The sequence below is a fragment of the Actinophytocola sp. genome (assembly GCF_036002505.1).
GTDB lineage: Bacteria > Actinomycetota > Actinomycetes > Mycobacteriales > Pseudonocardiaceae > DASYTH01.
Map to the genome: position 1 here is coordinate 1 of NZ_DASYTH010000089.1, position 12,620 is coordinate 12,620.

The window sequence follows — 12,620 nt, forward strand, 5'->3', positions numbered from 1 at the left end:
GTGGATGTAGTCGCCCAGCGCCCGCATGCCGCCGGGGAACCGCGTCGGGCTGCCCCGCAGGTTGCCCGCCGCGTCGCGCTGCGGGTCGAACCAGCAGTCGTCGACCACGACGTACTGGTAGCCCGCGTCCCGCATCCCCGAACTCACCATCGCGTCGGCCGCCTGACGGATCACCGTCTCGTTGACATTGCACCCGAAACTGTTCCAGTCATTCCACCCCAGCGGCGGGATCAGCGCCGCGCTCCCGGGCGCGGCCAGGGCTGATGGCTGCTTCGGCGCCGCGGTGAACAGGGCCACCGCCACCGCCGCGATTGCGAGGTGCGGCAGTCGTCCTCGTGATCGAGTGGGCATCATCGCCCCTTTCAGCCGATGAGGTCGAACTGTTCCGAGCTGCCGATGGTGGTGCGGTTGGCGATCAGTGCACTGGCGCCGGCGTTGTCCGCCGCGACGTATCTACCGTTGGCGCGTACCCGCAAGCTGACCACTCGCGACGGTGCCGGGGTGCCGCCGGTGAGGGTGAACTGGGACATGGTGACCGCGCCGCCGAGCGCCTGGGTGGCGTAGTCGAAGATGGCGTACCGGTAGCCCATGAAGAAGCGCCAGTCGTTGCCCATGACGAGTACGGGGCCGAGCGGGGTGAAGTTGACACCGTTGGTGCTGTAGGAGAAGCGTCCCTGTCTGCCGGTGCCGGGAGGCTTCGTCGGGGAGGACGAGGCGGAACTGGCATCGTTGCCCCTTTCCCGCTAGGAGGGCCGCTACGCCTATGAGCCGCCGGCCGCGGCACTGCGTCCGGTGTCTGACAGGGGGAACTTGGGTGAGCGTCCACACCGTCTGTCCACTCAGGACGGTAAGGTCAAGCCCCGAGGGATCCGGGTCCTATCACCCGCAGCCCGCACACGACGACCAGACACCACGAACCCCCGACATTGAAGCCACACCACTACTGGGAGCGCTCCCAGATCTGTTCGAAATTTCGAACACTGTTTGGAACATCGGATGGATGGCCCTCACGGTAACCACGCGAGTCGTCACGGTCAACAGTCGCAGTTGAAGCCGAAACAATCCACACCGCTGGCACGATTACGAGACGATCACCGAAGGAGTTTTAGACCTCCAGGCGCCATCTCAACAGAGAGCTGCCTGAAAAGGTTTTCGTAAGCAACGCCGAAAAGGTTTTCGACATAGACCGCTGCGGACTGATGATCACCGCACCGGCGACAGCGGTTTTGACCGCGGTAATCCAGGTAGCGGTACAGACACCGGTTTTGGGTGCATGGCCGCGGGGGTGAAGCAGGCGGCCGGAACGCCAAGCAGGATAGAGGCAAGTAGGACGGGGTAGCTCGTCGTTGAGGGCGGTCAGCACCGCCGCAGCCGACACCGTCCTGCCGAGACTGGCCGACAGCCTCACAACCGTGCTCCAGCAACGCAAACAGTGGCCGGCGAGGTCGAAGGGATACTCGATGCGCACCCTCTTGCCGGAGTCCTGACCTCCATGCCCGGCATCGGGGTCAGGACCGCCGCCCGCATCCTGCTCGAGATCGGCGATGCCTCCGCGTTCAAGTCCTCCGGGCATCTGGCCGCCTACGCCGGCACCGCCCCAACCACCCACAGCTCCGGCAAGGCTGGATAAGGCAGCCGGGTGATCGGCTCCGCCGCTACTCGAACACTCCGTAGCCCGCGACGGCGTGTGCCCGGACGCCGTCCATGTCGAGCTCCACGCCGATGCCGGGACTGTCGGGAAGTGTGATGTAGCCGTCCTTGACGATCGAGCCGCTCCCGTCGGGGGCGTGGACGTAGCTGTCCCACACCGCGCGTTCCTCGAGTGCGTGCCATTCCTGGACCAGGAAGTTGGGGATCGCTCCGCACTGGTGCGCTGTGGCCATCGTGCCCAGCGGCGTCGACACCAGGTGCGGTGCGAAGGGAATGTAGTGAAGCTCCGCGAGGTTGGCGATCTTCTTGGCCTCGGCGAGGCCACCGCATTTCGGCACGTCCGGCTCGATGACGTCCACGGCGCCGCGTTCGAGCAGCTCGCGGAATCCCCACCGCAGGTAGAGGTTCTCGCCTGCGCAGATCGGCGTGCGGGTCTGTGCGCGCACCCGCACCAGCGCGTCGACGTTCTCCGCCGGCAGCGGCTCCTCGAGCCACATCAGGTCGAACGGCTCGAGCGCCCACGAGATTCGGCATGCGCTCGGTACGTCGTAGCGGGCGTGTAGGTCGATGGCCAGATCGACGTCTGGTCCGATCGCTTCCCGGACGGCTGCTACGCGCTCGACCATCGATCGCAGCTCGGCGGCGTTGATCGTGTGGTTGAAAGCGTCGAACTTGGCCGGGTGGTGCAGGTCGTCGATGTCGAACTTGATGGCGGTGAAGCCTTCGGCGACCATCCGTTGGGCCCGGTCGACGCACCCGGCGATCGAGCCCGCTGGGTCGTCGCCATCGCCGCAGTCGGCGTAGAGGCGGATCCGGTCGCGGAACTTCCCGCCGAGCAGCCGGTGGACCGGCTGGCCCGCGGCCTTGCCCGCGAGGTCCCACAGCGCGAGCTCGATCCCGGACAGGGCGATCACGAACACCCCGCCCTGGGGGCCCGCGAAGACCTTGCTGCGGCGCAGCTTCTCCCAGCATCGCTCGACGTTGCGTGGGTCCTCGCCGATCAGCAGGGGCGTCAGGAAGCCGATCATTCCGACGACGGCGCCCGCGCCGGCATCGGGATTGGCCTCGCCGAACCCGCTGAGGCCCTCGTCGGTGTCGATCCGCACCAGCGTGGCCTGACCGTGATAGGCCACCACCGCCGTCGTGACGTTCACGATCCGCATTGCTCTCCATGTTGCCCAAGTCGTGCAGATGAACGGACTGTCGCGATGTCCAACTTGTCATATAAGCTGATGATATGCAAAGGAGACAAGAGTCTCCGGACGCTGTCAAGATCCGGACTCTCCCGGTGCAGGTGGCGGCACACCTGACCCGGCGCATCGTCAGCGGCGACATCGAGGACGGTCGGGCCCCGTCGGAGCTCGACATCTCCCAGGAGTTCGGGGTGTCCCGCGTGGTGGCGCGGGAGACGCTCAAGATCCTCGCCTCGCTCGACATCGTCGACGTCGCGCAGGGCCGCCGCGTCGTCGTGCGCCCCCGCGCGGAGTGGGACTACCTGAGCCCGTTGCTGATCGAGTGGCTGCCCACGGAGACCGTCGGTGAGCTGCTGCAGGAACTGCACCAGATGCGCGTGCTGCTCGAGCCCGAACTCGCCGCGATGGCGGCGGCCAGCATCACCGACGAGACGCTGGACCGGCTCTCCGACGAGATCGACCGCATGTCGGCGCTCGAGGCGGACCCCGACGCCTACCTCGAGGTCGACCACGAATTCCACATGGAGATCTGCCGGGCGGCCGACAACCGCATCCTCGACCGGATCATGTACTCCGCCCGCTGGCTCGGCACGGCCAGCCGGCGCATCACCAACGAGGCGCCGGCCGGGCTGCGCCGCGCCACCGCCGAGCACACGGAGATCTACGAGGCGCTCGTGGCGCGCGACCCGGCAGGTGCCCGCGCAGCGATGCGCAGGCACCTGAGCAACAACTACTCCACGCTCCTCGCGGAGAAGGAGCAGCAGACCAAGCGGGCCGCCCGGCGGCGCTAACGCACTGCACGACCGACATCCGGAACCGATGACGAGGACGGACGAGGCATGGCAGCACCTACCATCCCGCCGATCCGGCTGGGGCTAATCGGCACCGGACTCGCGGTCGAGAAGCTGCACTGGCCGGCGTTACGCAGACTCGCCGATCGGTACGTGGTCACCGCGTTCACCGACCGGTCCGCCGAGCAGGGCAGGCGGTCCGCCGACTACAGCGAGACCGGTCGCCTGCACCTGATGGTGTGGCGGCACGCCGGCCGGCTGGTGCCCCGCGAGGGCAGGTTCACCGGCACGCCGTGGCGGCGGCCGCAGTACCGCGGCGGCGTGCGCCTCGACGCCGGCGTGCACCACATCGCCCAGATCCGGCTGCTCCGCGGCGACATCGTGCGGGTGCACGCTGCCGTGCACGCGGCCAACAGCACGATCGACGCACCGTCGGACCTCGCGCTCAATCTCGTCTTCACCGGAGGCGCCATCGGCAACTACACCGCGTCCTACCCCGAGATCCCGGTGCCGCCCGAACCCAACGACATGCGGCTGTACGGCACCGAGGGCGTGCTCGCCGGATCCGTGTCGGAGCGCCGCGTGACGCGCGGCAACTCCGACGCCACCACCCACACGACAGTCTTCCGCGGTATCGACAACGGCTACCGCGCGGAGCTCATCGACTTCGCCGATGCCGTGCAGTTCGGAGTGCGGCCGGTCGGCAGCGTTGCGCAGAGCGTGGCCAACGCGATGGTCGTCCAGCGGGGTCTCGACTCCGCGGAACGGGCGGCCGTACTGGCGCTCGACCCCGTGCCCGGCGCGGGCCCGGTACCGCTGTGGCGGCCCCGTGGCGCGACCGGGCCTTCGACGGGCTGCCAGGACAACGCATCAGCAGTTCGGCGTCGTTCGCCGCATAAACGACCCGCAGCGCGGCGCTCGCCCAGGTGTCCCGCCGGTTGCGACGTCGCCCCCGTCGGTACGCGTCCGCTCGATCGGATGCGAGAGGAGTGGTCATGGAAGAGAAAACGGACTGGTCGAGGCGCTCGTTTCTCGGGATGAGCGCGCTGGGCGTGCTCGGTCTCGCCGGGTGCGGGGGCGGCGGCCCCGCCGCGCCGCAGGTCGACGTCCAGGTGCCCCAGGCGCTGCTCGACCAGGCGGCCGGACTCCGCGGCGGGTCGGTGGGGATGCTCTCGCAGAAGCTGTACTCGGAGGCCGCCAACCAGGCGCTGGACAAGTCGCTGCAGGTGTTCGCGCAGGCCACCGGCACCACGGTCCGCAACGACTTGGTCTCCGGCGACGCCGGCGACATGGTCGCGAAGATGGACGCCGAGGTGAAGGCGGGCACCAGCCGCGATCTGGCCTTCGTGAGCGACCGACGGTTCGTCGGCCAGCTCCACAACCTCGGCAGCCTCACCGACGTCACCGACGTGGTCGAGGAGATGCGCTCGCTCTACGGGGAGCCCGCGACGGAGGCGACCAACTTCTGCGTGTTCGACGGGCGCTGGTACGCGATCCCTTACCACTTCATCGCGACGGGGATGTACCTGCGCAAGGACTGGTACGCGGAGAAGGGTCTCCCGCTCAAGCCCCACTACACGTGGGAGGAGCTGCGCGACAACGCGTTGGCGGTCTCCGATCCGGCGAAGCGGCGCTTCGGCTGGGGTCTCACGGTGAACCGCTCCGGCGACGCCAACGGCTTCATCGTGAACGTCATCAACACCTACGGCGGGGCGATCGCGGAAAACACCGGCACGAAGGTGGTGTTCAACTCGCCGGAGACCGTCGCTGCCGTCACGTTCATCGCCGACATCTACACGAACCCGAAGTACGCGCCGATGCTGCCACCCGGGATCGGAAGCTGGACCGACTCGAGCAACAACGAGAACTGGCTGGCTCAGATCCTGGGGCTCACGCTCAACCAGTACAGCGTCTACGCCGACTCGAAGACCAAGAACAACCCGGTCTACGCCAACACGCACCCGTTCAACGGCGCCACCGGACCGGCGATCGACAAGCCACTCGCGTTCGGCGAGTCCAACTCGTTCGTCGTGTTCAAGGGGGCGAAGAACCCCGACCTCGCCAAGCTGGTGGCGAAGTTCATGGTCGGCGGGAGCGCACTGCTCGGTGTCGCGAAGGGAGCACCGTGCCTGGTCAACCCCTCGTGGGACAAGGTGTGGGACTCCGACCCGTACTACACCAGCGGTGACCCGGCCTTCGCCGCGCTGCGGGAGCAGACCCGCGCAGAGCTCCCCATGAAAACCAAGACCGGCTACGCGTTCCCCCAGGCCCCGAGCCCCGGCGAGCAAGCCGCTACCGCCGCCTATCTGCTGACCGACATGATGCAGTCGGTCATCCAGGGCACCCGGCCGGCCGACGCCGTTGCCGCGACCCACGCCCGGATCGTCCAGGTCTTCGAGCAGCAGGGCTACAAGCAGCAGTGACCGTCCTGCGTCCGCGTCCGGCGCCGGCCCGTCCGGCGCCGAGCGCGTCGTCCTCGCTCACCACATCGCAGCGGCTGCTCGGGCGCGACTGGCGCCTCGCCGCGGTGTTCATCGGGCCGACGCTGTTGCTGGTCGCAGGCCTGATCCTGTACCCGATCGTCAGCTCGATCTTCACCAGCGCCACGGAGCGCCACGGAGCGGAGACGGTCTTCGTCGGGCTGGACAACTACACCGCCCTCATCGACGACGCCGTGTTCCACAAGGGCGTGCTCAACTCGTTCGTCTTCACCGCGTACGCCGAGATCTTCAAAGTGACCCTCGGTCTCATCGCGGCGTTGATGCTGCACCACATGCGCCGCGGCCGGGCGATCATCGCCGGGGTGATCCTGCTGCCGTGGGTGGTGCCGACGGTCGTCACGGCCTTCACCTGGCGGTCCTTGTTCGACCCGATCTTCGGCAGCGTCAACGTCCTGCTCACCGACTCCGGGATCGGGCCCGCCCTCGCCGCGATCGGGCTCGTCGACAGGTGGCCCGCGGAGTGGCTGTCCGATCCCGCGCTCGCGATGCCGTCGGTCATCCTGGTCAACGTCTGGAAGGGCATCCCGTTCTTCACGGTGACGTTCCTCGCCGGGCTCAAGGCCATCGACAGCGGTCTCCACGAGGCGGCGATGGTGGACGGCGCCTCGCCGTGGCAGCGCTTCGTGCACATCACGCTGCCGGGGCTGCGCAACGTCATGATCGTGACGGTGCTGCTGTCGTCGATCTGGACGTTCAACAACTTCGACCTGATCTGGCTGATGACCCAGGGCGGACCGGGGGACGCCACCGCCCCGTACGTGATGGTGGCCTACTCGAAGGCCATCCTGCAGCTGCAGCTGGGCGCAGGCGCCGCGGTCACGCTGGTGATGCTGCCGATCATCGGCATCCTCGTTGTGATCCTCGTGCGGATGATGCGACGCAGCGACCTGCCAGGCGCAGGCGACATAGGGCGCAGGCGGCTGACTCCCGCTCAGCGCAGGGCGCTGCCGTGGGTGATGGTCGTGGCCTCGATACTCGTGCTGGTCTGGGCGTCGCCGCAGATTGTGTGGAAGGCCGCGCTCGTGCTGGGCGTGTTCGTGGTGCTCGCGGCCGCCGTCGGACGGGTCGTCTCCGCGCTCGCCGCGCGGGGCAACCGGCTGGCCGCACGCCTGGTCGGCGGCGCCGGCACGGGGGTCGCGCTCGTGGGTCTGCTGGGCTTCGTGCTCGCCCCGCTCTACTGGATGACGGTCACGGCCTTCAAGTCCGACGACCAGATCGTCGCGCGCACCAACGACCTCTGGCCGACCCCGTGGAGCACCGAGCAGTTCACCAACCTGTTCACGGGCAAGGCGTTCGGTACCTGGTACGGCAACACGATCCTGGTGTCGGTGGCGTCCACCGTGATCGCCCTGATCTGCGCGGCGCTGGCCGGCCACGCGCTGGCGCGGCTGAAGTTCCGGGGTTCGGAGAGCTTCACGGTGACGATCCTGCTCACCTACGTGATGCCGGGCGCGCTGCTGTTCATCCCGCTGTATCAGATCATGAGCGGGATCGGGCTCAACGACTCGTTGTGGTCGCTCGTGCTCGCCTACCCCACGTTCACCCTGCCGTTCGCGACGTGGCTGCTCGTCGGCTACTTCAAGTCGATCCCGGCCGACCTCGAGGAAGCTGCGCTGGTCGACGGCTGCACGCGGTTCGGGACGTTCATCCGGATCGTGCTGCCGCTGGCCAAGCCGGGCCTGCTCGCGGTCGCGCTGTTCACGCTCACCAACGCGTGGAACGAGTTCCTGTTCGCCTTCGTGTTCATCACCAACGACGACTACAAGACGCTGCCCGTCGGCATGCAGTCGATGATCTTCGGTGACGTCGTGCCGCAGGGGCAGCTGGCCGCGGCCTCGCTGCTGATCAGCATCCCGGTCGTGCTCATGTACGGGTTCGGGCAACGGTTCCTGACCGAGGGCCTCACCGCGGGAGCCGTGAAGGGGTGAGCGTGCACCGCGAGACCCCGACGATCACGGGGGAGCACGTCGCCCTCCTGCATTCGGATCGGCCGCGCGCTGGAACCGTTCACACTGGCGTGGATCGAGGACCCGATCCCGTGGCAGCTGACCGCCAGTGGCGCCAGTTCACCGCGGCCGTCGCCGTCCCGACGTGCACCGCAGAGGGGACATCTACCTGGTCGATGGCTTCCGGCCGCTGCTGGCCGCCGCCCCGGAGAACTGGAGCGACCTCGTCACCGACCTTCCCCGCCCGCTGATCCAGAACGGCCACATCACGGTGTCGCACACGCCAGGACTGGGGTTCGGCGACATCGACGAGGAGCGGCTGCGCCGCCACCTCGACCCGGGCGATCCGATGTTCTTCGCCGAGAGGACGTACTGGGACGGGGAGCCGAGCCACGACCGGCTTGGGAGCTGAGAGCACCCATCAGGCCGGGCCCTGCTCGGCGCGCCACCGCTCGTACTCGGGCCGGGCCTCGTCCGACAACGGGTAGTACAGCCGCAGGTCGCCGCCCTCGGCCAGCCGGACCCGGGAGAACTCCTCCCATTCCGCGTGCTCCTGAGCGACAGCCAGCAGGGTGGGTGCAAGCTTGACCGGCACCACGACCGCCCCGTCGTCGTCGGCGACGACGATGTCGCCCGGCTCGACGAGCGTGCCACCGCACGCCACCGGCACGTTGACGGCGGCCGGGACGATGTCGGTCTGGGCGTGGAAGTTCGGCGTCGCGCCCCGGATCCACAGCCCGAGACCGAGCTTCTTGGCCTCGGCGATGTCACGCAGGCACCCGTCGACCACCACGCCGGCGCCGCCGCGGCCCTTGAAGTAGGTCAGCATCATCTCGCCGAACACGCCGCTACTCATGTCACCGCGCGCGTCGACGACGATCATGTCGCCGGGCTGGGCGTGATACATGACGTGCCGGTGCAGCTGCTTCTCCGGCTCGGCGTACTCGTCGACGGGGTAGAGGTCCTCCCGCTTCGGCAGGAACTGCAGCGTCAGCGCCGGCCCGGCCACGCGCACGCCGGGGGTCACCGAAACCGGGCCTTGGATGAACGCGCTGCGGATGCCCATGCGGCTGAGCTCGGCGCTGGCCGTTGCGCTGCCGATGGCCGCGAGGGCCACACTGAGCTCGGCAGGCGGGCGAACGATGTCGTGCGTCTCGACCACCTCGGTAGCTCCCTCGGGTCCACGCTGACCGCAACTATCGGAGAGTTTCAATAAGATTTCGATTCGAGCGTAGTCCGGCGATCCTGCGTTCGCGTTGTCAGGCGGTGGCGGCGCGGCGCTGCCCCGCACGACGAGTGCGGTGGACAACTCGATCCGGCCCGGCGCCAGCGCGACGCCACCGAGATGGCCGATCAGCGTCCGGACGGCAAGCGCCGCCAGCTCCGCGATGGGCTGGCCCACGGTCGTCAGCGCAGCGGAGACCCATTGCACCATCGGCACGTCGTCAAACCCGACGACGCTGAGGTCGTGCGACACGCGCAGGCCGGCTCGCGCGGCCGCAGTGTAGACACCTGCCGCCTACTCGTCGTTGCCGGCGACGATCGCCGTCGGCCGCGCCGATACCGCGAGCGGCCGCGCAGCCCCGGCCAGCCCGGATGCGTGGTGGAAGTTGCCATGCGCGACGAACTCTTCGTCGTAGGTGATCCCGACGCGATCGAGCGCCGCTCGGTAGCCTCCAGCCGGGCCTGGCTGCACAGGTAGCGCATCGGGCCGGTGACGGCGCCGATCCGGCGATGGCCCAGCTCGATCAGATGCCGAGTCGCCGCCAGGCCGCCGCCCCGTTGCCGGCACCGATCGACGGGACGTCCGACTCGAGGTCGCCGACGGGGTCGATGAGTACCGCCGGGACGCCCACCCGTCCTAGCCGTTCCTGGTCGGCGTGGGTGAGCGCGGACACCGCCATCACGACACCAAGCGGTTCCCTTCGCGCGCAACAGGTCGTCACGCCAGGAGGAGTAAAGGGGCTCAGCAGAGTTAAATAGGTCTACGAGCGCTGTGCACGACGATAACACCGTCATAGACCGAATCGGACGGCTGCAAATATCACCGAGTACGTCGTCGCAGCCCTCTGAACTGCTAGGGCGTGTTTCGAAAGTGGTTGGGCGTCCACCAATGTTGATCACGGTTTGGGTGTGTCGGCGTGTCGTAGCCGGGTAGATGGGGAGGTCTCCGCTAGGTGAGTCATCGACCAAGATGATCAAGTAGCGGAGACCTCGTCGATGACCTTACCTGTGGGTGCTCGGGCGGATCTGACCGATGAGCAGTGGGCGGTGCTGGAAGTGTTGCTGCCGAAAGGGAAGAAGCCGGGGCGGCCGGCCAAGCACCCGAAGCGGCAGTTGATCAACGGGATTCGGTGGCGGGTGCGGGCCGGGTCGCCCTGGCGTGACCTGCCGGCCCGCCCTCGTGCTGGGTAAGGAAACTGACCACCTGACCACCCACGACCAGGTTCGGCACCGACATCGTCAGATAGATCCGGTCAAGACAATCGATCACCAATCCTGTGTGGCCATCGAGCACATCATTGACCGTCACCGGATTCACCCTGCTCAGCCGAGACGCCATGACCGCCTCCACACCCAGCGTCCACCACGGGCAGCAGCAACAACCCAAGCCGGGACATTCGCGGCGCAGCCGCGAGCCCTGAGACCAGCCTCGGACCGCTACCCAACACCACGACCAACCGTAGCCATCAACGCACCGCAACCACCCGCCTCGGCGGTCCGAGGCTGGTCTCACTGGTGCGGGGGCTGGGATCGCGCCATTACCCGGATGCCAAGGCCGTGGCCGAGCGGATCGGCGCGATCAGCCGCGCCCGCCGCGTCGGCGCCTACCTGCGCAGCGAGGTCGGCACCGACCCGATCACCGGAAAACCCCACCTTGGCCTGGTCCTTCGACCAGACCGCGATCAATGCCGAAGCGGCCGCCGACGGCTGGTACGCACTGCTGACCACCCTGCCCGCCGACATCACCGCCGCGCAGGTGCTGATCCGCTACAAGGGCCAAGAAGTCGTGGAACGCCGCTACTCGGCGTTCAAAGGCCCGCTGGCGGTCGCGCCGATGTTCCTCAAAACCAACCGGCGCATCGCTGCCCTGATCACCGTGATCTGCCTGGCGCTGCTCGTGTTCTGTCTGATCGAGCGGGCGGTGCGGGCCGCGATCGCCCCGGACACCACGATGGCCGGCCTGACTCCTGGCCAGAAAACCAAGCCCACCGGCCGGCTGATCTTCCAGGCGTTGGCCGGGTTGCGGCTCATCCCGGCCACCGGCGGACAGCCCGGGATCATCCCACAACCTGGCCCGGTCCAGACACGCCTGCTGGATCTGCTTGCGGTCGACCCCACCCAACCGCCATGATCAACAAATCCGGTGGTCCCGGGATGGACCCACCCTCACCCATGTGCGAAACACCCGGCTAGCGCGGTTCGCTGGGTGGGTCGGCGCCGGTGAGGATCGCGCGTTGGGTCCAGGTGACGTCGTGCCAGGTGCCGTGTTTCCAGCCAATCCGCTGGTAGGTGCCGACCGGCTCGAAGCCCATTGCCCTGTGCAGCCCGACGCTCGCCTCGTTCGGCAGGGTCGTCCCGGCGACCGCGGTGCGAAATCCGCGCCGGGCAAGCCTTTCCAGCAGCGCGGCGTAGAGGGCGCGGCCACCGCCGGTCCGCCGGCGGCCGGTTTCCAGATACACACTGACCTCGCACGCCCACCGGTAGGCCGGCCTGGACTTGAACGCGCTGCCGTACGCGTAGCCGACCACCCGGCCGCGGTCCTCGAGCACCACCCAGGCGTGCGTGCGCAGCGCGGTGGCGATCCGCTCAGCCATCTGCGCCGGCGTCGGCGGCTCGTTCTCGAAGGTGATCGCTGTGTCGGTGACGTACGGGGCGTAGATCGCCGCGCACGCCTCGGCATCCGCCTCCGTCGCGTCACGCACCACCATGGCGACGATAGTAACGCGAACTGACCCTATAGTGACACCTGTGTCTGACCCGTTCTCCACCTCCCTCGGCGCGACCCTGCAGACCGCTCGCCTCGCCCGCGACCTGTCGGTCAGTGCGTTGTCCGACCGCTCCGGGGTGTCCCGCGCGATGATCGGCAAGATCGAGCGCGGCGAGGCCCAACCGACCGCGGCGCTGCTCGGCCGGCTCTCCGGCGCGCTCGGCATGTCTCTGTCCGAGCTGGTCGCCCGGGCAGAGGGCGACGGCCGACGGCTGATCCGCGCGGCCGACCAACCGACCTGGATCGACCCGGAGACCGGCTACCGCCGCCGCGCCGTGTCACCCGTCGCGGGCGGGCCGATCGAGCTGGTCGAGGTCGAACTGCCGCCGGGCGCGCGGGCCTCCTTTCCCGCCGACACCTACACCTTCGCCCACCACCAGATCTGGGTGCTCGCCGGCCGGCTGCGATTCCACGAGGGCGACATGGTGCACGACCTGGCCACCGGCGACTGCCTGCAACTGGGCCCGCCGGCGCCGTGCACGTACCACAACCCGGGCAACCGGAGCTGCCGCTACCTCGTCGCCCTCACCCGGCGGCACACCTGAACA

The 12,620-nt window shown here is 68.3% G+C and carries 15 protein-coding genes and 3 pseudogenes; 9 read left to right on the plus strand and 9 right to left on the minus strand.

The genetic code is table 11. From position 1 onward, the window contains the following. Both VGR06_RS06810 and VGR06_RS06815 read right to left on the minus strand, forming a co-directional pair. Positions 1 to 351, minus strand: a pseudogene (locus VGR06_RS06810) (alpha-galactosidase); the annotation flags it as partial. An 11-nt stretch (positions 352 to 362) separates the two neighbouring features. After that, positions 363 to 614, minus strand: a complete 252-nt coding sequence (locus tag VGR06_RS06815; protein ID WP_327558106.1) for a hypothetical protein — start codon at positions 612 to 614, stop codon at positions 363 to 365. Positions 615 to 1,361: 747 nt separating this feature from the next. On the opposite strand from VGR06_RS06815, the pseudogene VGR06_RS06820 reads away from it, so the two are divergent. Further along, positions 1,362 to 1,624: pseudogene (locus VGR06_RS06820) on the plus strand (transposase); the annotation flags it as partial. A gap of 31 nt (positions 1,625 to 1,655) precedes the next feature. Here VGR06_RS06820 and VGR06_RS06825 read toward each other — a convergent pair. After that, on the minus strand, positions 1,656 to 2,813 hold the full coding sequence (locus VGR06_RS06825; RefSeq protein WP_327558107.1) for a mandelate racemase/muconate lactonizing enzyme family protein: 1,158 nt from the start codon (positions 2,811 to 2,813) through the stop codon (positions 1,656 to 1,658). 74 nt (positions 2,814 to 2,887) lie between these two features. Between VGR06_RS06825 and VGR06_RS06830 the strand changes: the two genes are divergently transcribed. The 5 genes from VGR06_RS06830 to VGR06_RS06850 all read left to right on the plus strand — a co-directional run bounded on the left by VGR06_RS06830 (position 2,888) and on the right by VGR06_RS06850 (position 8,493). Then, positions 2,888 to 3,634, plus strand: a complete 747-nt coding sequence (locus VGR06_RS06830) for a FadR/GntR family transcriptional regulator (RefSeq protein ID WP_327558108.1) — start codon at positions 2,888 to 2,890, stop codon at positions 3,632 to 3,634. A gap of 48 nt (positions 3,635 to 3,682) precedes the next feature. Next, entirely contained in the window at positions 3,683 to 4,675 is a 993-nt protein-coding gene (locus tag VGR06_RS06835) for a Gfo/Idh/MocA family protein (protein WP_327558109.1), read from the plus strand. Next, a complete protein-coding gene (locus VGR06_RS06840) occupies positions 4,630 to 6,057 on the plus strand; it encodes an ABC transporter substrate-binding protein (protein ID WP_327558110.1) in 1,428 nt (475 codons plus the stop codon). The genes VGR06_RS06835 and VGR06_RS06840 overlap by 46 nt, the downstream gene beginning before the upstream one ends. Beyond that, entirely contained in the window at positions 6,054 to 8,063 is a 2,010-nt protein-coding gene (locus tag VGR06_RS06845) for an ABC transporter permease subunit (protein ID WP_327558111.1), read from the plus strand. The genes VGR06_RS06840 and VGR06_RS06845 overlap by 4 nt, the downstream gene beginning before the upstream one ends. A 163-nt stretch (positions 8,064 to 8,226) precedes the next feature. Next, positions 8,227 to 8,493: a hypothetical protein gene (locus tag VGR06_RS06850; RefSeq protein WP_327558112.1), complete on the plus strand. Its 267-nt coding sequence runs from the start codon at positions 8,227 to 8,229 to the stop codon at positions 8,491 to 8,493. Between the two features lie 9 nt (positions 8,494 to 8,502). On the opposite strand, the gene VGR06_RS06855 is transcribed toward VGR06_RS06850, so the two are convergent. From VGR06_RS06855 to VGR06_RS06870, 4 genes and pseudogenes are all read right to left on the minus strand, one after another. Then, positions 8,503 to 9,372: a ribonuclease activity regulator RraA gene (locus tag VGR06_RS06855; protein WP_327558133.1), complete on the minus strand. Its 870-nt coding sequence runs from the start codon at positions 9,370 to 9,372 to the stop codon at positions 8,503 to 8,505. Further along, positions 9,373 to 9,588, minus strand: a pseudogene (locus VGR06_RS06860) (substrate-binding domain-containing protein); the annotation flags it as partial. It abuts the gene before it with no gap. Positions 9,589 to 9,600: 12 nt separating this feature from the next. Next, positions 9,601 to 9,777, minus strand: coding sequence for a hypothetical protein (locus VGR06_RS06865; RefSeq protein ID WP_327558113.1), 177 nt, complete (start codon positions 9,775 to 9,777; stop codon positions 9,601 to 9,603). 52 nt (positions 9,778 to 9,829) lie between these two features. Beyond that, a complete protein-coding gene (locus VGR06_RS06870; RefSeq protein WP_327558114.1) occupies positions 9,830 to 9,985 on the minus strand; it encodes a hypothetical protein in 156 nt (51 codons plus the stop codon). Between the two features lie 316 nt (positions 9,986 to 10,301). Between VGR06_RS06870 and VGR06_RS06875 the strand changes: the two genes are divergently transcribed. Next, positions 10,302 to 10,496 carry a transposase gene (locus VGR06_RS06875; RefSeq protein WP_327558115.1) on the plus strand — a complete coding sequence of 65 codons (195 nt, stop codon included), beginning with the start codon at positions 10,302 to 10,304 and terminating at the stop codon, positions 10,494 to 10,496. Here the strand turns inward: VGR06_RS06875 and VGR06_RS06880 are convergent. Then, the gene (locus VGR06_RS06880) at positions 10,423 to 10,644 is read right to left on the minus strand and encodes a hypothetical protein (RefSeq protein ID WP_327558136.1); all 222 of its coding nucleotides are present in this window, start codon (positions 10,642 to 10,644) and stop codon (positions 10,423 to 10,425) included. The two genes, VGR06_RS06875 and VGR06_RS06880, sit on opposite strands and share 74 nt — an antisense overlap. Positions 10,645 to 10,959: 315 nt before the next feature. Here VGR06_RS06880 and VGR06_RS06885 point away from each other — a divergent pair, with 315 nt between their 5' ends. Next, a complete protein-coding gene (locus tag VGR06_RS06885) occupies positions 10,960 to 11,436 on the plus strand; it encodes a hypothetical protein (RefSeq protein ID WP_327558116.1) in 477 nt (158 codons plus the stop codon). A 58-nt stretch (positions 11,437 to 11,494) separates the two neighbouring features. Here the strand turns inward: VGR06_RS06885 and VGR06_RS06890 are convergent, their stop codons facing one another. Next, entirely contained in the window at positions 11,495 to 12,013 is a 519-nt protein-coding gene (locus VGR06_RS06890; protein ID WP_327558117.1) for an N-acetyltransferase family protein, read from the minus strand. 40 nt (positions 12,014 to 12,053) lie between these two features. On the opposite strand from VGR06_RS06890, the gene VGR06_RS06895 reads away from it, so the two are divergent. After that, entirely contained in the window at positions 12,054 to 12,617 is a 564-nt protein-coding gene (locus VGR06_RS06895; RefSeq protein WP_327558118.1) for an XRE family transcriptional regulator, read from the plus strand. Positions 12,618 to 12,620: the final 3 nt, after the last annotated feature.